This is a genomic window from Limosilactobacillus sp. DJ3M12, assembly GCF_947381695.1.
In the GTDB taxonomy this organism is placed as follows: Bacteria; Bacillota; Bacilli; order Lactobacillales; family Lactobacillaceae; genus Limosilactobacillus; species Limosilactobacillus kinnaridis.
In genome coordinates this window covers 57,349-77,968 of the sequence record NZ_CANCWY010000005.1, presented here as the reverse complement: position 1 = coordinate 77,968, position 20,620 = coordinate 57,349, and the positions used below count along the sequence as shown (strand labels likewise).

The 20,620-nt window shown below is 37.1% G+C and carries 22 protein-coding genes, 1 tRNA gene, 1 other RNA gene and 1 pseudogene; 20 read left to right on the top strand and 5 right to left on the bottom strand.

Annotated elements, in window-relative coordinates; translation table 11 throughout:
* The first annotated feature begins 171 nt into the window (after window positions 1-171).
* The 9 genes from QOS06_RS04815 to QOS06_RS04775 all read left to right on the top strand — a co-directional run bounded on the left by QOS06_RS04815 (window position 172) and on the right by QOS06_RS04775 (window position 8,467).
* A complete protein-coding gene (locus QOS06_RS04815; protein WP_003670417.1) occupies window positions 172-483 on the top strand; it encodes a hypothetical protein in 312 nt (103 codons plus the stop codon).
* A gap of 61 nt (window positions 484-544) precedes the next feature.
* Window positions 545-2,410, top strand: a complete 1,866-nt coding sequence (locus QOS06_RS04810; protein ID WP_003670416.1) for an acyltransferase family protein — start codon at window positions 545-547, stop codon at window positions 2,408-2,410.
* A gap of 10 nt (window positions 2,411-2,420) precedes the next feature.
* The gene (locus QOS06_RS04805) at window positions 2,421-2,876 is read left to right on the top strand and encodes a MarR family winged helix-turn-helix transcriptional regulator (protein ID WP_003670415.1); all 456 of its coding nucleotides are present in this window, start codon (window positions 2,421-2,423) and stop codon (window positions 2,874-2,876) included.
* Between the two features lie 4 nt (window positions 2,877-2,880).
* Window positions 2,881-3,687 carry a Cof-type HAD-IIB family hydrolase gene (locus QOS06_RS04800; RefSeq protein WP_013923961.1) on the top strand — a complete coding sequence of 269 codons (807 nt, stop codon included), beginning with the start codon at window positions 2,881-2,883 and terminating at the stop codon, window positions 3,685-3,687.
* 322 nt (window positions 3,688-4,009) lie between these two features.
* Window positions 4,010-4,612, top strand: a complete 603-nt coding sequence (gene apf, locus QOS06_RS04795) for an aggregation-promoting factor (protein ID WP_003670413.1) — start codon at window positions 4,010-4,012, stop codon at window positions 4,610-4,612.
* 103 nt (window positions 4,613-4,715) lie between these two features.
* Window positions 4,716-5,089, top strand: a transfer-messenger RNA (tmRNA) gene (gene ssrA, locus QOS06_RS04790).
* A 142-nt stretch (window positions 5,090-5,231) separates the two neighbouring features.
* Window positions 5,232-5,951 carry a response regulator transcription factor gene (locus tag QOS06_RS04785; protein WP_078009121.1) on the top strand — a complete coding sequence of 240 codons (720 nt, stop codon included), beginning with the start codon at window positions 5,232-5,234 and terminating at the stop codon, window positions 5,949-5,951.
* The gene (locus QOS06_RS04780; protein WP_085650030.1) at window positions 5,951-7,438 is read left to right on the top strand and encodes a sensor histidine kinase; all 1,488 of its coding nucleotides are present in this window, start codon (window positions 5,951-5,953) and stop codon (window positions 7,436-7,438) included. The genes QOS06_RS04785 and QOS06_RS04780 overlap by 1 nt, the downstream gene beginning before the upstream one ends.
* Before the next feature lie 168 nt (window positions 7,439-7,606).
* Window positions 7,607-8,467 (top strand): GRP family sugar transporter, encoded by an 861-nt coding sequence (locus tag QOS06_RS04775; RefSeq protein ID WP_013923962.1) that lies wholly within the window; start codon window positions 7,607-7,609, stop codon window positions 8,465-8,467.
* 73 nt (window positions 8,468-8,540) lie between these two features.
* Here the strand turns inward: QOS06_RS04775 and QOS06_RS04770 are convergent, their stop codons facing one another.
* Window positions 8,541-9,155 (bottom strand): sugar O-acetyltransferase, encoded by a 615-nt coding sequence (locus QOS06_RS04770; RefSeq protein WP_003670408.1) that lies wholly within the window; start codon window positions 9,153-9,155, stop codon window positions 8,541-8,543.
* Window positions 9,156-9,332: 177 nt separating this feature from the next.
* On the opposite strand from QOS06_RS04770, the gene QOS06_RS04765 reads away from it, so the two are divergent.
* Together QOS06_RS04765 and QOS06_RS04760 are read left to right on the top strand one after the other, a co-directional pair.
* Window positions 9,333-10,691 (top strand): glucose-6-phosphate isomerase, encoded by a 1,359-nt coding sequence (locus QOS06_RS04765; protein WP_003670407.1) that lies wholly within the window; start codon window positions 9,333-9,335, stop codon window positions 10,689-10,691.
* Between the two features lie 76 nt (window positions 10,692-10,767).
* Entirely contained in the window at window positions 10,768-10,974 is a 207-nt protein-coding gene (locus QOS06_RS04760) for a hypothetical protein (protein WP_035151787.1), read from the top strand.
* A gap of 341 nt (window positions 10,975-11,315) precedes the next feature.
* Here the strand turns inward: QOS06_RS04760 and QOS06_RS04755 are convergent, their stop codons facing one another.
* On the bottom strand, window positions 11,316-11,483 hold the full coding sequence (locus QOS06_RS04755) for a hypothetical protein (protein WP_224758129.1): 168 nt from the start codon (window positions 11,481-11,483) through the stop codon (window positions 11,316-11,318).
* 137 nt (window positions 11,484-11,620) lie between these two features.
* Between QOS06_RS04755 and QOS06_RS04750 the strand changes: the two are divergent.
* Window positions 11,621-11,818, top strand: a pseudogene (locus QOS06_RS04750) (FGGY family carbohydrate kinase); the annotation flags it as partial.
* A 64-nt stretch (window positions 11,819-11,882) separates the two neighbouring features.
* Here the strand turns inward: QOS06_RS04750 and QOS06_RS04745 are convergent.
* The gene (locus QOS06_RS04745) at window positions 11,883-12,722 is read right to left on the bottom strand and encodes a DNA-binding domain-containing protein (RefSeq protein WP_019251320.1); all 840 of its coding nucleotides are present in this window, start codon (window positions 12,720-12,722) and stop codon (window positions 11,883-11,885) included.
* 252 nt (window positions 12,723-12,974) lie between these two features.
* Between QOS06_RS04745 and argF the strand changes: the two genes are divergently transcribed.
* Both argF and arcC read left to right on the top strand, forming a co-directional pair.
* The gene (gene argF, locus QOS06_RS04740) at window positions 12,975-13,982 is read left to right on the top strand and encodes an ornithine carbamoyltransferase (protein ID WP_003670402.1); all 1,008 of its coding nucleotides are present in this window, start codon (window positions 12,975-12,977) and stop codon (window positions 13,980-13,982) included.
* A 16-nt stretch (window positions 13,983-13,998) separates the two neighbouring features.
* Window positions 13,999-14,931, top strand: coding sequence for a carbamate kinase (gene arcC, locus QOS06_RS04735; protein WP_085680297.1), 933 nt, complete (start codon window positions 13,999-14,001; stop codon window positions 14,929-14,931).
* 44 nt (window positions 14,932-14,975) lie between these two features.
* Here arcC and QOS06_RS04730 read toward each other — a convergent pair whose 3' ends face one another.
* Both QOS06_RS04730 and QOS06_RS04725 read right to left on the bottom strand, forming a co-directional pair.
* A complete protein-coding gene (locus QOS06_RS04730; protein ID WP_085680299.1) occupies window positions 14,976-15,890 on the bottom strand; it encodes a DMT family transporter in 915 nt (304 codons plus the stop codon).
* 83 nt (window positions 15,891-15,973) lie between these two features.
* Window positions 15,974-16,555 (bottom strand): matrixin family metalloprotease, encoded by a 582-nt coding sequence (locus tag QOS06_RS04725; RefSeq protein WP_085680301.1) that lies wholly within the window; start codon window positions 16,553-16,555, stop codon window positions 15,974-15,976.
* A 267-nt stretch (window positions 16,556-16,822) separates the two neighbouring features.
* Between QOS06_RS04725 and QOS06_RS04720 the strand changes: the two genes are divergently transcribed.
* The 6 genes from QOS06_RS04720 to QOS06_RS04695 all read left to right on the top strand — a co-directional run bounded on the left by QOS06_RS04720 (window position 16,823) and on the right by QOS06_RS04695 (window position 20,576).
* The gene (locus QOS06_RS04720) at window positions 16,823-17,200 is read left to right on the top strand and encodes a cupredoxin domain-containing protein (RefSeq protein WP_003670396.1); all 378 of its coding nucleotides are present in this window, start codon (window positions 16,823-16,825) and stop codon (window positions 17,198-17,200) included.
* Window positions 17,200-17,487, top strand: a complete 288-nt coding sequence (locus tag QOS06_RS04715; protein WP_085680303.1) for a cupredoxin domain-containing protein — start codon at window positions 17,200-17,202, stop codon at window positions 17,485-17,487. The genes QOS06_RS04720 and QOS06_RS04715 overlap by 1 nt, the downstream gene beginning before the upstream one ends.
* The gene (locus tag QOS06_RS04710; RefSeq protein ID WP_003670395.1) at window positions 17,487-19,424 is read left to right on the top strand and encodes a copper-translocating P-type ATPase; all 1,938 of its coding nucleotides are present in this window, start codon (window positions 17,487-17,489) and stop codon (window positions 19,422-19,424) included. The genes QOS06_RS04715 and QOS06_RS04710 overlap by 1 nt, the downstream gene beginning before the upstream one ends.
* Window positions 19,425-19,540: 116 nt before the next feature.
* Complete coding sequence (locus QOS06_RS04705; protein WP_003670394.1) at window positions 19,541-20,017, top strand: DUF7679 family protein; 477 nt, start codon at window positions 19,541-19,543, stop codon at window positions 20,015-20,017.
* Between the two features lie 65 nt (window positions 20,018-20,082).
* Window positions 20,083-20,155: transfer RNA gene (locus QOS06_RS04700), tRNA-Gln, on the top strand.
* A gap of 91 nt (window positions 20,156-20,246) precedes the next feature.
* Window positions 20,247-20,576: a hypothetical protein gene (locus QOS06_RS04695; protein ID WP_003670393.1), complete on the top strand. Its 330-nt coding sequence runs from the start codon at window positions 20,247-20,249 to the stop codon at window positions 20,574-20,576.
* The last annotated feature ends 44 nt before the right edge of the window (window positions 20,577-20,620 follow it).

Below are 20,620 nucleotides of genomic sequence, written 5' to 3'. Positions count from 1 at the left end.
ATAAAAGGGTTGACTTACTTTTATGGAAACGCTACCATAATAGTTGCAAGGTATAAAATAATTACCTTCTAATCAATTCTCTTTCTCTCTTATGCCGATCATCGTCTTTTAGACGGTGATTTTTTTATTTAAACTCGCTATAATGATAAGGGTTGAAAGGGGAAGAACAACGTGGAAGAACAACACGAAACGTTAACATTAATTGAGGAAATTACCCGTAATGACGGCTCAAAATATTATGAAATTGGTAATATGGTTCAAAATGGCCGTGCAGAATTAGCAGCTGAACGGAATTTTATTAAAGAGGTTCGTATTTTAGAACTAAATATCCCTCATTCTAAAAATGTTATTAAATATGAACACTTTATAAATACTCACTATAAGATGCAAACCGAAGCAATGGATCATTGGGAAGAATGGAAACGTCCCCCAGAGATTGAAGAGGTTGTTCAAACGATCTTGAAAGAAAATCATATTGGGTAAACCAGGAAGCTGAGTTATTTGGTAGTACTAAAAATGGATATAAAAATGTGGAGGTTAGGCAATGAAGCCAAATTTTAATCCATCACAGGGGATGAAGTCGCACTATTTCGTTACAGGGATAGACGGCTTACGAACATTAGCTGTCTTAGGAGTTATTATTTACCACCTATTGCCCAATGTTTTAATGGGTGGTTATTTAGGAGTGCCGCTTTTTCTATTAGTCTCTGGATATTTTGTAACCTATCAATTTAGTCGGCAGCTTAAATATGGTAGTCATATTAATTTAGGGCATTTTTATCTAAAAAGGTTTCGGAGACTATATCCGACATTAATTGCGATGTTAATTTTAACAACAGCGTACATTACATTATTTGCACGAGAGCTACTCCATAACATTCGGGCAGTAATTGTTACTAATTTAACTTGGATATATAATTGGTGGGAAATCAGTCATGGGCAGTCCTACTTTGATCAGTTTGGTGGCGTTTCACCTTTTACCCATCTTTGGACATTAGGGGTTGAAGCGCAATTTTACCTTTTGTGGCCTTTGATTATTACGTTATTGTTTGCGGTTTTTAAAAAGCTACAGAATGTGCGGCGGGTAGTTTTCATATTAGCTGTATTGTCAGCAATAGAAATGGCTCTTCTTTACGATCCGGCAAATATCAACCGGGTTTATTATGGAACCGATACACGGGCCTTTTCACTTTTACTTGGCTCATGGTTAGGGCTTGCGTGGCCATTAAATCGACTTCGGCCTAATTTACAGGCAAATAGTCGCCGGTTACTTAATATTATAGGAATTATTGCAACAGTTTTGACCATTGTTGGTTTTTTCTCATTGAATGGACAGTCCGCCTTTACCTACCGCGGGGGAATGTTTCTCTATAGTTTTATTGGAATGATATTAATGGCTACTATCATTCACCCAGGTGCGGGGATGAACAAGTGGTTTACAAATCCGGTTTTTCATTGGGTTGGCCAGCGTTCTTATGGGATTTATGTTTATCAATATCCCGTTATGGTCTTTTATGAACGAGTAATCAAAGTCGGCAATCATCCACTTCTCAATGCATTAGTAGAAATCATTATTATTTTAGTAGTAAGTGAAGTTTCTTACCGGTTAATTGAACGCCCATTTGCTCAGTATCAGTGGTCAAAATTACCGGCTGATCTCCAGCATGTGTTAGAAACGCATCACTTTAGTTGGCAAAGCGGGGCTAAAATGATGGTAAGTGCATTAGTTGTTGTTATTGCATTTATCGGTTTGTGCCAACCAAACCGTGCACCAAAGAAAACAGCGGTTCAACAACGGATAGAGCAAAACCACCAGGCTGCTGAAGAACACAATAAGAAGATTGCAAAGGGGGATAATGTTGCGGAAGCTAGTGGTAATACTTCTAAGCTTCAGAAACAGTATGATTTAACCCCTGCACAAATAAAAGCAGCGCAGAAGTTAAAGGTAACGGCCATCGGTGATTCGGTGATGGCTGATGCCGCAGATAGTATTCAGAAATTAATGCCAAATACTTATGTTGATGCACAAGTTGGGCGTCAAGGTTCTGCAACTCCTGATGTTATCAAACAATTAAAGACAGATGGGCATTTAAATAAGATTGTTGTCTTGAATTTGGGAACGAACGGCCCTATGACACAAGATACGTTAGACGATATTTTAAGTACGATTGGCTCTGGGCACCAGATCTATTGGGTAACTGCTCATGTTCCAACAAAGCCATGGCAGCAAACGGTTAATAACGAAATTAAAGATTTAGCAAAGAAGCATAAGAATATCCATGTGGTCGATTGGAATAAGGCAAGTCAAGGACACTCTGATTGGTTTGCAAGTGACAATGTGCATATGGGACCAAGTGGAAATGATCATTTTGCACGGCTAATCGCAAAGGAGATCTTGACAAAAAAATAGGAGGTTAGTAATGACACACGAAGATCAATTATTAGACAAAGCTATCAATATTTACTTAACAGGATTAAAGGGCATCGAAAGCTTTATTTCCGAACCAGCGAGTGAATATAATTTATCTTTTGAACAATTCTTGATTTTACGAAAAATAATTAACCATCCTAATATCAAACTAATGGATATTGCCGAGCAACGGCAAGTAACAAGGAGTGCCGTCTCTCGCCAATTAAAAGTTCTTTTTCAACAAAAATATGTTGAACAAAAAGCTGATCCAGCCGATCGACGGCGAATGTTCTTAGTTGCAACAAAAAAAGGCAAAGATGCTGAAAGTGAGATTTGGCAAAGGATTAATCACCGCTTTGCCAATTGGGTTCAGATTTATGGTGAAGATCGTGCTGATCAGTTTTTAACACTTTTTGAAGACTTTAATCAACAAATAATTCAGGGGAATATCCGAAAGAAGGAATAAGAAAATGATTAAGATGGTTGCGCTAGACCTAGATAATACGCTTTTAAATAGTAATAAAGAAATTAGTCAACGTAATGAACATGTCCTAAAGCAATTACATCAAGAGGGAATTAAGGTAGTGCTTTGTACTGGCCGCCCAATCAATGCAATTTGGCCATATATTGAACAGCTTGGTTTAACTGATTCAGATGATTACACAGTTACGTTTAATGGCGGATTAGTTATTAATAATGAATCACGTGAACATCTTTTTGAATTAGGGATGAAAAAGAGTGATTTACTGCCACTATTTTCTTATGTTAAACGAAAAAAGATTCCCCTCAATGTTTTAGACTTTGAACGGGTATACGAATTAAATGATTATCCAGGATCTATTTATCGGACAGTGTTAAAGAATATTGAATTCCAATCTTTGCCAATGAGTGATGTGCCGGAAAAAACTTATAGTAAAGCTGTAATGGCAATCACCCCTGAAAAATTGTCTACTATTATAGGAGAACTTCCAGCTGATCTTAAAGCGCAGTATCATGCAGTTCAATCTCAACCAATGATAATGGAATTTTTACCTAAAAAATTAAATAAGGCGGTTGGACTGAAGGCGCTACTAGATCATTTTGGGGATGATTTTAGTAATTTGATGACATTTGGGGATGCTGATAATGATCTTGAAATGATTGAAGCAGCTGCCCAAGGAATCGTAATGGAAAACGGGCTTCCTAACGTTAAAGCAGTGGCAACAGCAATTACAGATACAAACGATAATGACGGGGTTGCAAAGTATTGTGAACGTTATTTTGCAACACTTTTGTAATAAAGATTGTTATAAAAAGTAAAATAAAGAGTATTTTTGGCGCAAATATGAATTTTTTGCTAAAAAAATACTCTTTTTTATGTATAATTTAATGACTTTTCAATAAAAGTTATGGGGCCCTAAAAGCTAACTAGCACAAGGACTTACAGATTTTATAATCATATTAATTGACAACTTATATTACGAAATATTACAAAAAGTCAACGGGGAGTAGTAAATAGAAATGGTGCTGTTACAGCTTAGTAATATTAAGAGTGTAATATATAAGGTGTTGAAACGGAAAAGATAATTTGTTGAATAATAAAGGATGGTTGTTTAATTTATGATTTCTAAGAAAAACTTTGCTAAAGTATCTGCTACTCTTGGTGCAGTGGCCTTAGGTGTTAGTGCAACGGCTACTGCTGCTAACGCTGACACTATTTACACCGTACAAAGTGGTGACACACTTTCAGGTATTTCTTACAAATTCGCAAAAGACAACAGTATGGTTAATGATCTTGCTAAGAAGAACAACATTCAAGATATTAACAAGATTTATGTTGGCCAAAAGTTAATCATCAAGAGCGATGGTGAAATTCAAGAATACAACGCTCAAAACGCAGCTAATGCAAACGTCGCTAATAACAATACTCAAGCTACTCAACAACAAGCTGCACAAGCTCAAAGTCAAGCTAGCCAAAGCTATACTTCAAATGCTTCAGGTTCAGAAGCTGCTGCTAAGGCTTGGATTGCCGCTCGTGAATCTGGTGGTAACTACGGTGCTACTAACGGTCAATATATTGGTAAGTACCAATTATCAGCATCATACCTTAACGGTGACTACTCAGCAGCTAACCAAGAACGGGTTGCTGACCAATACGTTGCGAGTCGTTACGGTTCATGGCAAAATGCTCAGGCTCACTGGCAAGCTAACGGCTGGTACTAAAATTTAAACTGAATTATTAGGACAAAGCAAAACGAGACTAAGAAGGTAATCTTCATAGTCTCGCTTTTTTATACAAATGTGGTATAATAGGTGTACCTCTTATGGGGATGTTTATGGATTCGACAGGTATAGGTCGAGTTTCAATTGCGTTTCGAAGGTTGCGTCTTCGTAAAAACGCTCAGTTTTAAATTATAACTGCAAACAATAATTCAAACTCTTACGCATACGCTGCCTAACAAGTAGCGCGCGTAGATCCATTCCGGGTTCGTCCATGGTGCGGCAATGGGTTTTATAATTAGTGGACTACGCTTGTTACTCCCGTTTGAAGTAATAAGAAGAGATTAATCAAGCTAGCTAACCATAGTTGCCCTGATCAACGGCGTTTTGGTTAGTGAAATCTAAATAGTTGAGATATGAACGTAGAGATTGAAATGGCGATATGCTTGGACACGGGTTCGACTCCCGTCATCTCCACTATATGCCTATAAGGACTGCCATTGGTTTATGGCAGTCTTTTTTAATACTAAATATTAGGATAATTAGTGGGGTTTCATAAGAAGATATTCTCATGTAAAAATTAGTAAATAAAGTTCAGATAAAATATAAAGGAATGAATTAAATGGAAATATTAATGATTGAGGATAATCATTCTGTCTGTGAAATGATGGCAATGTTTTTTAAGAAAGAAAAATGGCACTATGAATTTGCTTATGATGGCGTGGAAGCAGAAGAAAAGTTTAACGCTGACCCTCATAAATGGGATATTATTTTGCTAGACCTTAATCTTCCTAAAAAGGATGGAATGCAGGTTGCAGCTGATGTTCGACGGGTATCACCAACAGTTCCTTTAATTATGTTAACAGCTCGTGATACTGAAAGTGATCAGGTATTGGGATTGGAAATTGGTGCTGATGATTATGTAACCAAACCATTTAGTACGATTACTTTAATTGCGCGGATCAAGGCCCTTTATCGGCGAACACATTTAAACAAACTTGAGGATGTTCAAGATACTGATAGTGATGATACATTCGATATTCAAACAAAGAACTTTAAGATGAATACTAAGACAAGAGAAGTATTCTTATATGGAAAACCGGTCGGTGACTTGACACCTAAAGAATTTGACTTATTAAAGACGCTTGCCTCTAAACCACGTCAAGTATTCACCCGTTCACAACTTTTACAATTAGTATGGGATTATGAATATTATGGTGATGAGCGAACTGTTGATGCTCATATTAAAAAGTTACGGCAAAAGTTAGAAAATATTGGACCTCAAGTAATTAAGACTGTATGGGGGGTCGGCTATAAGTTTGATGACGAGGGTAACGACTAATGAAATTAATGTATCGGTTGATGCTTTCATTTTTTGCGATTATTCTGACGCTAATGGTGATTGTTAGTATTTCGTTTATAAATGTAACTAATAACACTATGTATCATAATACGTGGCAACAATTGAAAAGTTATTCTGATAGTTTAATTCAGGATTCTATTCGTTACAATATGGCAACCCAAAGTTTTGAAGGGTTTGCTACAGAATCGTTAAATAGCAATGCCAATCTTTTAACACGGCAAAATGTTCACTTTGCAATTTATGATACAACTCATCGGAAAATTTTTGCCAGTAACGGCTTTGCTCCTAGTATGAGTAAAAATGATTGGAAAAAGTTAAAAAAGGGAGAAACTGTTTGTACTAAACTAATTACTCCTAAAATTAATTCACGAGTATCAAAAGGTGTTTCTCCACGAATGACCGAAGTTTCACGACCATACTTCTATAAAGGAAAGATGATTGCGGTAGTTTCGATTGCAACTTTCGTCTCGACAATTGAGCAAAATATGCACCAAATAAAGATTAACTTAATAATGGCACTACTGACTGCTAGTCTTGTAACGCTTGCAGTTAGTTACTTCTTGGCACGGTCAATTACCAAACGAATTGATCGATTGCGGATGGCTACTCACCAAATTGCGCAAGGAAATTACAATGTTGAAGTGGACGATAATGGGCGTGATGAAGTGGCAGACCTCGGTCGGAGTTTTAACCAAATGACCGCTTCGTTACGTGAATCGCAACAAGAAATTCGCCGGCAAGAGGAGCGAAGACGCCAATTTATGGCCAATGCAGCCCATGAAATGCGGACGCCATTAACAACCATTAATGGAATTCTTGAAGGGTTACAGTATGATGCGATTCCAGAAGAGGATAAAAAGCATAGTATCCAGTTAATGCAAAATGATACGCGGCGTTTAATTCGCTTGGTCAATGATAATTTGGATTATGAAAAGATTCGCACTAACCAAATTGCGATGGAACGGAAAGTATTTGATGCATCGGCAGTACTCGAAAATTTACGAGAGCAGTTAGCGAAAAAGGCAAAAGAGAAAAAGGATACTCTGCACTTGGATGTAGAAAAGAATTTACGGGTATATGCAGACTATGATCGGTTTGTACAGATTATGTTCAATATCATTCAAAACGCAATCCAATTCACTGATAACGGAATTATTGACATTCGGGGAAAACGTGTGGAAAAGGGAAGTCAATTTGTAGTTCAAGATAATGGAATTGGGATGACTCCTGAACAACTTGAAAATATCTGGGAACGATACTATAAAGCTGATCGTTCACGGATGAATACTAAGTACGGAGAATCTGGCTTGGGACTTGCAATTGTGCGGCAGTTAGTTCTTCTTCATGGCGGAAAAATTGATGTAAAAAGTCAGTATGGTAAAGGGACGACATTTACAATCTTTTTCCCTGATCGTGAATACGCTCCTCATAATATTCAACCTACAAATAATAAAGACAAAAAGTAAGCCAATGATTTAAGTGAAACGCTTTAACTGTGATAATAAAGTGTTTATTTTTTGTAGACCAATTTTTATAATCCAAAGAGATTTAAAGAAAGCGCTTGTGAAAGCGTTTACCATATGATACACTTATATCTCGTAATAATATTACGGATTGATAGGAGAGAATTTTTTATGAACTACTTACTTGCTTTAATCCCTGCGATTGGTTGGGGAATTATGCCACTGATCACTGGTAAGATCGGTGGTTCAACGATTAACCAAATGTTTGGTATTGGTGCCGGTGCTACGATTGTTGGGTTGGTTGCATTTATTATCGGTCATCCAACTGTTACAACGACTGGATTCTGGTTCTCAGTACTGTGTGGTGCTTTATGGACAATTGGTCAAATTGGACAATTCGTTTCATTTAAGCGGATGGGTGTTTCAAACACGATTCCCCTATCAACAGTACTTCAATTAGTTGGTAACTCTTTGATTGGGGTTATTATCTTTGGAGAATGGCGTGGAGCACGTACCCTTACTATTGGTTTTATCGCTTTAGCAATTGTTATTGTTGGTGCTTTGATGACCTCTGTTACTGATCAGAGCAGCGGAAAGAAAATTACTGTTCAGAATTTCCTTTTTTTATTAATTACTTCTATTGGTTACTGGGTTTACTCAGCATTCCCCAAGATGCCAATGATTGCTAATGATAGTTCTTTAGGAATCTTCCTTCCAGAAATGCTTGGGATTTTACTTGGATCTGTTATTTATGCTATTTGTTCAGGTAATATTGACTCCTTTAAGCAAAAGAAGCAATATCTCAATATCTGGGGTGGTATTTCTTGGGGAATTGCTGCCTTAGCTTATATCTTTGCTGGACGGGCATTAGGAATTAATACAGCCTTTGTCTTTACACAAATGAACGTTATTATTGCAACAATTGGTGGTATCTTAGTTCTTCATGAACACAAGACTCGGCGAGAAATGTCATTTACAATTGCCGGAATCATCTTTATTGTTGCCGGAAGTATTTTAACTATTTTTGCTTAAATTATATTAAAACTAAACTTAAAAAGACCTTCATCGGATTTTGATGAAGGTCTTTTAATATCGAAATTATTATTTAATAAGGGAAATTTCCTAAGCGATCTTTTTCAGTAATGGGACGAATTACTTTGCCTGGGACACCAAGGACAAGGGAGTTATCAGGAATATCTTTAGTAACGACAGTACCTGCCCCGATAACGCAACCATTGCCGATTGTTACACCCGGACAAACTGTTACATTGCTTGCAAGCCAACAGTTATCGCCAATTGTAACTTGTTTGCCATATTCAACGTCATCGAACTGACCGTCAGCTTGTTGACGAATATTACGCTGCTGATACATGAGAGGATGCATGGCTGTAATGATCGAGACGTTTGGACCGCACATTACATTATTTCCAATAGTAACAGGACATGTATCTAAAATAGTAAAGTTAAAATTAGCATAGAAATTCTTACCTATTTTAGTAAACCGACCGTAATCGATATGAATTGGTCCTTGAAGATATATTCCGTCAGCATGCTGAGGAAATAGGCGATCAATAATCATTCCTCGTTCAACAGTATCTTCATCAGTTGTTAAATTATAGTCACGACAAAGACGATGAGCAAGGTGAGAAAACTTATTGAGTTCCGGTGTTCCAGGACGATAAGGCTTCCCAGCTAACATATTTTCAGTGTTTTTATCCATGAATAATTATTCCCTTCAATTTATGTAAGCGGATACGCTGTGTATTCCCAGTATGCCTAATTAACCTTAAATTGTCAATTTTCATTAAGAAAAATTTGCTAGTTCTGATTGAAACCGACTTCATTATCCGCTATCATTTAAATGTCTAAAAAATAAAAATAGAAAGAAGCTATTGGAATGACACACATTAAATTTGACAGTAGCGCATTAAAGCAATTTGTTTATGAAAACGAACTTGGCGAAATGCAAGCAATGGTTAACGCCGCTAATGATGAATTACGGAATGGAACTGGTGCTGGCGCCGACTTCCGTGATTGGCTCCATTTACCAACCGAATATGACAAAGAAGAATTTGCCCGTATAAAGAAGGCCGCTGACAAGATTCAACGTGATTCAGACGTCTTAGTTGTTATTGGAATTGGTGGTTCTTACCTTGGGGCTCAAATGGCAATCGACTTCTTACATAATACCTTCTACCAAGCTCAAAAGGCAAAAGACCGGAAAGCTCCATTGGTAGTCTTTGCTGGTAACTCCTTGAGTTCAACCTATGTTCACGACTTAATCCAATTAATTGGTGATAAAGACTTTTCCATCAATGTTGTTTCAAAGTCAGGAACAACCACTGAACCATCAATTGCCTTCCGAATCTTTAAGGACCTTTTAATTAAGAAGTATGGTGAAAATGAAGCTAATAAGCGGATTTATGCTACTACTGATAAGGCTAAGGGTGCCTTAAAGACTGAAGCAGATGCTCATGGCTATGAAACCTTTGTTATTCCTGATGGGGTTGGAGGACGTTACTCAGTTCTTTCTGCGGTAGGTCTTTTGCCAATCGCTGCTTCTGGTGCGGACATTGATAAGTTGATGGAAGGGGCTGCACAAGCGGAAAAGGATTATGTTGATCCTGATCTAACCAAGAACGAAGCCTACCAATACGCTGCTTACCGGAACATTCTTTATCGTAAGGGCTATGAAACAGAATTACTCGAAAACTACGAGCCTAACATGCGGATGTTTGCGGAATGGTGGAAACAATTAGCTGGGGAATCAGAAGGAAAAGATCAAAAGGGAATTTATCCTTCTTCAGCTAACTTCACAACCGACCTTCACTCACTTGGTCAATACATCCAAGAAGGTCGCCGTTTCTTAATGGAAACCGTTGTTAAGCTCGATAAGCCAAATTATGACATGGAAATTCCAACAGAACCAGATAATCTTGATGGTTTAGGCTACTTGGAAGGTAAGACAATGGATTACGTTAACACCAAGGCTTATGAAGCGGTGGTTGCTGCTCATACTGATGGTGGAGTACCAGTGATGACTGTTCATATCCCACAAGAAGACGAATATACTTTAGGTTACCTTATTTACTTCTTTGAGGTTGCGATGGGAATTTCAGGTTACTTAAACGGTATTAATCCATTTAACCAACCGGGTGTTGAAGCTTATAAGTCTAACATGTTCGGATTGCTTGGGAAGCCAGGATATGAAGAGATCGGCAAAGAATTACGAGCTAAGATGGATAAAAACGATTAGGATAAATTAGATATAATTTAAGAAGGGAATAGCTGTTACGACATAGCTATTCTCTCCTTTTATCTGGAGTATTTTTGTGAAAAAAGAAGAATTAATTGAACATCGGGATCGGGTAAAAGATCATTTAGTAGTGTGGATTGTTTTAACAATTTGTCTGCAAATATTAACTGTTTTTCATATCTTAGCGTTCTTAAAATATGTAGTATGGCTTTCTGCTGCCTATAGTATTTTACTAATTATCTTGTGGTGTTATTTAGAATTTAAGCTCCTACATTTAAAATAATTTAATAAAAGGAGTGGGACTATAAACTTGCTTCGAGTTTTTAGTCCCACCCCTGCAAGAATGACTACGACGCGAAGCTAGCCTATTGGGGTATTATGGACGCTGATTTATCAACGTTCATAATCCATCCATCTACTGCGTTTTGGCAGTTTACACTTTAAAATAGTAAAGAGGTTGGATTATTTTCCCAGCCTCTCTTTTCTATTAAATAAGTTAAATAAGACCAAAACGATTTCTTGCAGCTGTATTAATACAGTTTGCTAATTTCTCTTTAACCTTTTTATTTATATCTAAATTATCGGTATCATTTTTAAGATAGGCATTAATTATGATTGAAGCCATTACATGTTTAGGAACAGAAAATATTTTAATATCCATGTATTTAGGGGGGCGGGAATATCTTCAAAAGTGAGAACAATATCCTTACCATTAACACTAATTGTTGTTTTCCCGCCCTTCACAACTGTGTAGTCAAGTTCGTTAGGGGTACAATTTTTATATGCAGTCATAATGGTTATCCCTTCTTATTATTAATATTATTGTTAGTATAACATAATTTAAGTTATAATCGATGATTGTAAATTGTGAAGAGAAGAATGGTAAGATAATTGAAAATAAAATTGGTTAAGAAGGGAATAAAATTATAATGAACGAATATGTAATTGGGGTTAACCTAGGCACAAGTGCAGTCAAGGTTTCAGCGATGGACCGTGATGGCAAGATTGTTGCGCAACAAAGCTATGGCTATGATCTCCATCAGCCTCATCCTGGCTACAGCGAACAAGATCCGCGAGATTGGCTTTATGAAACAACGATTGTAATTGATCAATTAATTTTAAAAGAACTTAGATAATGTAAATAACGGAGAAAACAACCGTCTTAAGGTCATTTTCTCCGCTATTTTATTGTTAATTTATTTCTTGAATCAATCCATTAAAGAAGTGTTTTAGTGACACTTGCCCACCATTAGTACGCTCTCCTTTGAGAAATGAAATTTCATTGTGGACATTTTTATATTCATATAAGTTATTCGCATATTCCAAAATAATGTCGTTTTCTGGATAATCCATACACATATGTGCGAGATTATTAAGACCAGTTTTTATATCGCGTCGAATTCGTTGGAAAATTATCTTTTTGCCATGCTCATCACATTGGAAAAATTCTTCAAAGTTAACCTCATCAAAACTAATTTCCCGTTCAATCATCGTATTAATAAGTTTGTTAATTGCAGGAGCGCCATTTCCAGCTGTAATACCGAGAAAACGTAAGATGGACTGAGCGTTTTCTTTTTTCTTATTTTTCCCACTGATCGTAACTGTATTATTATTCGTTGCAGCACCGCTTACAAGGTCCAAAACTTGAAGGAGGCGGTTAGACATATTAATATTTTGCGCTGCTAGTTTAATCACTGACTTAACTTCTGCAATGTTTAGTGGTTTTTCAATAAAAAAATCAATTCCATGTTGATATGCACTTGTTTTAACAGAAGGCAGAATTGCTTGAGCAGTCATAATGAAGTGTGGATAATGATGACTGTCCTGAATTTTTTGAATAAGTTGAACTCCATCCATTGCTGGCATTGCATAATCGATAAACATGATATCAATTCCTAGGCGCATTGCATCGTCATAGGCCTGTTGCGGGTTAGAAGTTGTTCCGACGACAGTATTGTTGAAATCATTTTCAATAATATTGGATAATAAATGAATAATTTTACTATCATTATCTAAAATATAAAAATTCATGTATTTTCACCGATTTCTTGATGTTGTTTGAAGTATTTTGAAACACTATTTAATTTTACTCTTTGTGAAGATAATAGACAATAGAGTTGCTGTTTTACAAATGTGTATCTGTTTCCGCTTACATCCTTGTGAATAAAGAGATTGCTGCAAAAAAACGCTGAATTTTTTCTGTTATTTATGGAGTCTTTTTGAAGTATTATGAAACTTTAGCCTATTATAGTACTTGTATTAAAACCTTAGGAGGAAATAAAAATGGCTTTTAATTTACGTAATCGTAGTTTCTTAACTCTTGCAGATTTTAACACTCGGGAAATGGAATACATGCTTGATCTTGCTGAAGATTTAAAGAAGGCAAAATATGCTGGTTATGAAGGCAAGAATCTTGAAGGTAAGAACATTGCTTTAATTTTTGAAAAGAGTTCTACTCGTACTCGTTGTTCTTTTGAAGTTGGTGCTAAGGATGAAGGTGCTCATGTAACTTACCTTGGCCCATCAGGTTCGCACATCGGTCACAAGGAATCTGTTAAGGATACTGCACGAGTTCTTGGTGGAATGTTTGATGGTATCGAATACCGTGGATTCTCACAACGCAATGTTGAAATTTTAGCTAAGTACTCTGGTGTACCAGTTTGGAATGGTTTAACTGACGAAGACCACCCAACACAAGTACTTGCTGACTTCTTAACCGCTCACGAAGTATTGAAGAAGCCTTACAAGGACATCAAGTTTGCCTTTGTAGGTGACGGTCAAGACAATGTTTCAAATGCATTGATGCTTGGTGCCGCTGTAATGGGGATGGAATACCACGTTGTTACTCCTAAGGAATTGGAACCAACTAAGGAAACTCTAGATAAGGCTAATGAAATTGCTGCCAAGACTGGTGCTAAGATTGTTGTTACTAATGACATCAAAGAAGGTGTCAAAGGTATGGACGTAATCTATGCTGATGTTTGGGTATCAATGGGTGAATCTGATGATATGTGGGAAAAGCGGATCAACCTTCTTAAGCCTTACCAAGTAACAATGGATGTTATGAAGGCTACTGAAAACCCTAATGTTCTCTTTGAACACTGTCTTCCTGCATTCCACAACCTCGACACTGAAGTTGGTAAGGAAATTGAAAAGAAGTTTGGCTTAAAGGAAATGGAAGTTACTGACGAAGTATTCGAAAGTGAACATTCAGTTGTCTTCCGTGAAGCCGAAAACCGGATGCACACTATCAAGGCTGTAATGGTTGCAACTTTGGGTGAACAAAACTAATTAGGAGGCATTTGCCATGGCTAAAGTAGTCGTTGCTTTAGGGGGAAATGCATTAGGCAAATCACCTGAAGAACAATTAAAGTTAGTAAAGAATACTGCTTCCTCATTAATTGGGCTCATTGCTGCAGGGAATCAAGTAGTTATTAGCCACGGTAATGGTCCACAAGTGGGTGCCATTAATTTAGGGATGAATTTTGCTGCTGAACACGGTAAAACTGCTGCTTTTCCTTTCCCAGAATGTGGCGCAATGAGTCAAGGTTATATTGGCTACCATTTGCAACAAAGTTTAGAAAATGAATTACACCGTCGTTGGATGAATAAGAGTGTGGCAACGATTGTAACGCAAATTGCAGTTGACCCTAATGATCCTGCTTTTGAAAATCCATCAAAGCCGGTTGGCGACTTCTACACTAAAAAACAAGCTGATGAAATTGCCAAAGAAAAGGGCTACACTTTTAAAGAAGATGCGGGCCGTGGATACCGTCAAGTTGTTCCCTCTCCACTACCGATGAAGATTATGGAACTTGATAGCATCAAAACATTGATTGACGCTGACAAGCTTGTTATTGCCGGTGGTGGTGGTGGTGTACCTGTAATCATCACTGATAAAGGACTTGAAGGAGTTCCAGCGGTTATTGATAAAGACCGTTCAAGTGCCTTGCTAGCTGACAAGATCAATGCTGATAAGTTAATTATTTTAACTGCCGTTGATCATGTTTATGTTAACTATGGAAAGCCGGATGAAAAAGCTCTTAAGACGTTAAACGTTGCAGAAGCTCAGAAATACATGAAGGAAGGACAGTTTGCTGCTGGTAGTATGCTACCTAAGATTGAAGCATGTCTTTCATTTGTTGAAGGTCATCCAGAACGAGAAGCATTAATTACTTCATTAGATGGTCTTGATGATGCTCTTACCGGTAAAGTCGGGACAGTTATTCGTGATAACTAAAAAGAAGATGGTTAGGAAAATAAAATCCTGGCCACCTTCTTTTTTTAGCTACTCTTTAATTTTTTCTGTGGAATGCGAATGTTAATCGCAAGTACTGCAACGATAACTAAAATCGAACCAAGAATATCTGCTCCCGTCATTTGTAAATGAAAAATCAGGACTGAACCAATTGTTGCTGATAAAGGTTCAAATGCATCCATTAAACTAAATGTAGTTGCATCGATATATTTTAATGAATTATTAGCTAACTGAAAGGGAATTAAGGTCCCAATTACTAGAATGCCTAACACATATAACCAAACTGAAGGAACGTTAGGAATATGTGGTTGACTAGGGTGAATAAGTACTAAGGTTAATCCGGCAAATAATAGCCCCCACCCCGTAATAATTAATGAGGGAACTCGACCTTTGCGAAGCATGTTTTGTGGAATTAAGGTGTTTGTTGCAACACCAATTGCAGAAATTAATCCCCATATTAAAACACTAAGCGTCATTGCTAAATGGTTAAATTGGCCATGAGTTGCGATAATAAAAACACCTAAAAAGGCGATAATTGCACTAATAATTTCAATTCGTCGCGGTGGCAGGTGTCGAAACACAGCTTGATAAGCAATGATAAAAAAGGGCCCGATAAATTGAAGGATGGTTGCTATCGAAGCATTCCCATATTGGACAGCCATAAAATAAGCATATTGAACCGGGACTAACCCAAAAACACCATATGCAAAGATAATCCATGCAGAGTGAAGATCCTTAAAAATTTGAAAGGGATGCTCCCCACGAATTTGGCTTAATAAGACTAAAATAATTCCAGCTGAAACCATTCGAACCTGCGTTAACCACATTGATGTAATTGAACTACTAACATTAAAAAGGGCCTTCGCAAAAAGCCCTGAAATACCCCAAAAGGTACAGGCAGTAATAATCATCGCTGTACCTAAAACTTTTTTATTTGACATAAAAATACTCTTTCCAATTAGATTTGCTATTTTATTTTACCATACCAATTCTGTGAAGAGTGAGCTCGACCTTTTAATTATGACTATCTGTTGGAATTGTTTTCGGCGATGATTGGTTGTGGAGTTCGTGAATATAAAGCCTTCACAGCCTCTATGTCTCGTGATTGAATGGGATAATATGATCCAGCTGGCTGCATCACAGAAATCTTGTTCGTGTGCTGTAGACCAATTGCATGCCCTAATTCATGCTCAGCAGTATTTACGATTCGTTCTTGTGAGTAGCCAAAGGCAGGATTTAATAGGTAGTAAGAATTTAGCTCTACTGTTGCGTGCAGATAATATCCAGTTGCGGAATTCATGCTTGTATTGGTAAGCCCCGCTGCCCCATTATTTGGATCATTAACAGCGGAAACACTAATATTTGCATTCTTATCATTAACGATTTTAAATGTGAATGACTTCGTGTTATTCCATTGGGCAATTGCGGTTTCTGTTGCATTCTTTAATACTGGATTACTGATATTAACATAGATCGTTGCAGAGTTTTGTTCCCAGCGTGCATCAGCGGGTGTATCTTGTGCCCCAGTTTGTTGGTCAGCGTTTTGTTTAGTTGGGGTTGCAACTTCTTTGCCGGTTATTCGGTGTAGCCACGATTGAGTAAGCACCTGAGCATTATGAATGCCAATATTAAATTGTTCTTGAAAGGTAGAATTATTTTGATAAAACCAAATAATTCCGCCAAAGAGTAATAAATAAAATAAGGTTAATAAGAAATTGGACTTCTTAATCGGTCACACCCCCCTAGTATTTAAATTCTAATTAAAAAAGAGTAAAACGTCCATTATTTAATATTTTTTCTTTATTGTTGACAACTGTAAACTTTGATAGTATGCTGTACCTATAATATAATTACAATTGTAAACTAAAAGAAGGTGGAAATATTGAGAATTGCCGTTATAATTATTGCCCTACTTTTGATTGCATTTATTGTTTGGTGGTTCTTCGGAAAGCATACAGAGTCGGCGGGAAAATCAACTATTGTTAATGATGAACAAACTGCAACGATTGTCGTTAATGGTGGTTATTCTCCATCAACCGTTACCTTGAAAAAGGGAATTCCGGCTCAAGTTAACTTTGATATGCATGACTCGACGGCTTGTTTATCACATGTAGTATTTGAACAGCTAGGAGTTAATAAGGACTTAACAAAGCAAAAGATTACGACGATTAATATTCCAACAGATAAAGCCCAGACTTTTAATTTTGCTTGTGGAATGGATATGTTTCATGGAAAGGTGATTGTTAAATAATGAGTATTTTTTCAAAAAATCAAACTAAAAAAGTTGTTGTTAATGCAGAAAACCATGGTTACAAGCCAGAAACGGTTATTTTCAAGCAGGGCAAACCAGCTCAATTAAAGTTTATCCCGTCTGATAATATGGGATGTATGAACGAAGTCGTCTTTAAGGAACTTGGGATTGATGAGAAGTTAGACGGTAAAAAAGAAGTTACTGTTGATATTCCAACTGACAAGCCAGGAACTTATAACTATGCTTGCGGAATGGATATGTTTCATGGAAAGGTTATTGTAAAGTAATGAAGCTCACAAACATTCAGCGATTTTGGATTTCATTTGTATTATCAATTCCAATGTTAATACAAATGCTTGCGATGCCTTTTCACTGGATGATGCCTGCCTATAATTGGATAGCATTAATTACTACTACTATTATTATGGCAATTTCAGCATTTCCATATTGGAAAAGTGCGATCGCTGCATTTAAGAAACATAGTGCAAATATGAATACCCTAGTTGCCACAGGAACAGCTGTCACTTATTTTTATAGTATTTTTGCAATGATAACTGATAGGGCAGTTTATTTTGAAAGTGCTGCTTTTGTTACTGTCTTTGTTTTACTGGGGGATGCGATGGAAGAAAAAATGCATAACAATGCTTCCAATGCTCTTGGTAAGTTGATGGGCCTTCAAGCAAACGATGCTGAAGTCTTAAAAGATGGTAAATTTGTCAAAGTACCACTCGATCAAGTTCAAGTTGGCGACCTTATTCGGGTCAAGCCAGGTGAAAAAGTACCCGTAGACGGAACAATTCTGGAAGGGGTAACTTCTCTGGATGAGTCGATGGTTACTGGTGAAAGTATGCCGGTAATGAAAAAAGTTGGCGATACTGTTGTTGGTTCAACAATTAATAATAATGGGACGATTACTTTTAAAGCCACAAAGGTTGGAGCGGATACAATGCTTGCCCAAATTGTTGACCTAGTAAAAAAAGCGCAAACCAGTCATGCTCCTATCCAGAACTTAACAGATAAGATTTCAAATGTGTTTGTCCCAGCAGTAATGATTATTGCTATTTTGACATTTATGATTTGGTATTCCTTTGTTGGCGCAACATTTGTTCAAGCATTATTATTTGCTGTTTCAGTAATTGTCATTGCCTGTCCGTGCGCATTAGGTTTAGCAACTCCAACAGCATTAATGGTTGGTACTGCAAGAAGTGCTAAGATGGGTGTCCTTATTAAGAATGGTGAAGTTCTTCAAGAAGTAAGTAATATTGATACTGTTGTGTTTGATAAAACAGGGACAATTACGGTCGGCAAACCAGTTGTAACTGATATTGTTGGCGATGCTAAAAAAGTATTAACAATCGCTGCTAGTCTTGAGGAATCGTCTGAGCACCCGTTGGCATCTGCAATTCTTCAAAAGGCAAAAAATAAAGAGATCTCACCAGTAAAGGTAGATAAATTTGAAGCAATTGAAGGTAAAGGTGTGCGTGCAGATTATAATGGGCAAGTAGCATTTGTTGGTAGCAATCGGCTTTTGGTTGATGTAAATATTTCCCGGGAAATGGCATCACGTGCAGAAAAATTACAGAACGAAGCTAAAACAGTTGTTTATGTTGGTCTTGATGGGGAAATAATCGGCTTAGTTGCCATTCAAGATGTTCCGAAGTCGAGTTCAAAAGATGCAATTGCGGAGCTAAAAGCACGTGGATTAATGACTGTGATGTTAACTGGTGATAATAAACGGGTAGCTCAAGCAATAGCTGATGAAGTTGGTATCGATAGGGTAATTGCTGAAGTAATGCCGAATGACAAAGCTCAACAAATTAAGGAACTTCAGGACAAGGGTAAAAAAGTTGCTTTTGTTGGTGATGGAATTAATGATGCCCCTGCTTTGTCGACAGCTGATGTTGGAATTGCAATGGGATCTGGAACTGATATCGCAATTGACTCTGGTGGAATCGTTCTCGTTCAAAACGATTTGCGAGGAGTTGTCCGGGCACTTGATACTTCTAAGAAGACCTTTAACCGGATTAAATTAAATCTCTTCTGGGCGCTCATTTACAATGTCATTGGCATTCCAATCGCTGCAGGGCTATTTGCATTTGTGGGCTTTACGCTTAGTCCGGAGCTTGCCGGCCTAGCAATGGCCTTTAGTTCTGTTTCTGTTGTTAGTTCTTCTCTGCTGTTAAATAAAACTAAGATTGCGGGAGACCATGTTGTTCAGGCTTAAACTAAGATTATAAGGAGTTAAGAAATATAATTCTTAGCTTCTTTTTGTTATATTCTGCACAAAGTAAAAGGATTTTGCGGTAAAATATTAATAAAAATGATGGAGGAGTATTTAAAATGGCAGCTGCATTTTTAGTTCATACTCGATTAAGCTGGGGAAAAACGTGCGATTATTTAATTGCTAATGATGTTGAGCCGGGGTTAATGCATCGTTATGAGACACGAGAAGATTGGCAAGGGGTTATTCTTGATGCATTGATCAATGTTCCTTTAGCGCCGTATTTGCCAAGTGGTCAGCCTATTCCGCCAATTGGAACGGCAAAAGTAATAGGGGTGGAAGCAGTTGATCCGTCACAGGTTAAAAAAAATGTGCAACGGACACGAAGTCAATTTATAATGGCAACCATTTGGAAAAAGCAATCGGCCTTAAAAAACTATAATTTCTTACATCATGATTATGACAAATGGACGCAAAAGCAAATTTGGGCCGATATTGATTACTGGTGTAATTCTAAAAAACATCCCATTATCGATTTAATTACAAAATGGCGTTGCACCCGTCAACACCAACGATTACGTGCTGAAGAGAAATGATAAAAAAAGAGTTGACTATTAAGCTACTTCCATGTATAGTATATATCGTTGTAAGTTTAATTTATTGGGCATTCGCCAAACTGGTAAGGCAGTGGACTCTGAATCCATAATTTACTGGTTCGAGACCAGTATGCCCAACTTCTAACAAAAGACCTGCTAGCTAATCTAGCAGGTCTTTTGTTGATAAGGAAGTTATTTGTTATAATTACAGTCAAGTGAGGGGACGAATATGGCTAGTAATTCTGATTCAATTTATTATGTTTTAACAAAACTAAAGCATCATCCAGAGTTAATTAAAAGCATTAGACCACGTTATACTAATACGGTTATGGTTCTTTTTGATGATTCCTTAAAGATAGCGGATGCTTCATTTTATTTTCCCGTTGATCGTTTCATGGTCAATCGTTTGTCAAATGATTTTGTGGCAAAGAATGGTGACCTTCTTGATAGCTATTTTTCGATGACCAATGGAACGAAGAAAAATTACCATGATGTTTGGGCGACCACCTGTCATATTCCAGAAGAGAAAGTATATTTATTAGAATTATCATTTGAATAACGCAATGTAAGCTGCGACAAAAGATGTCACAGCTTATTTGTTAT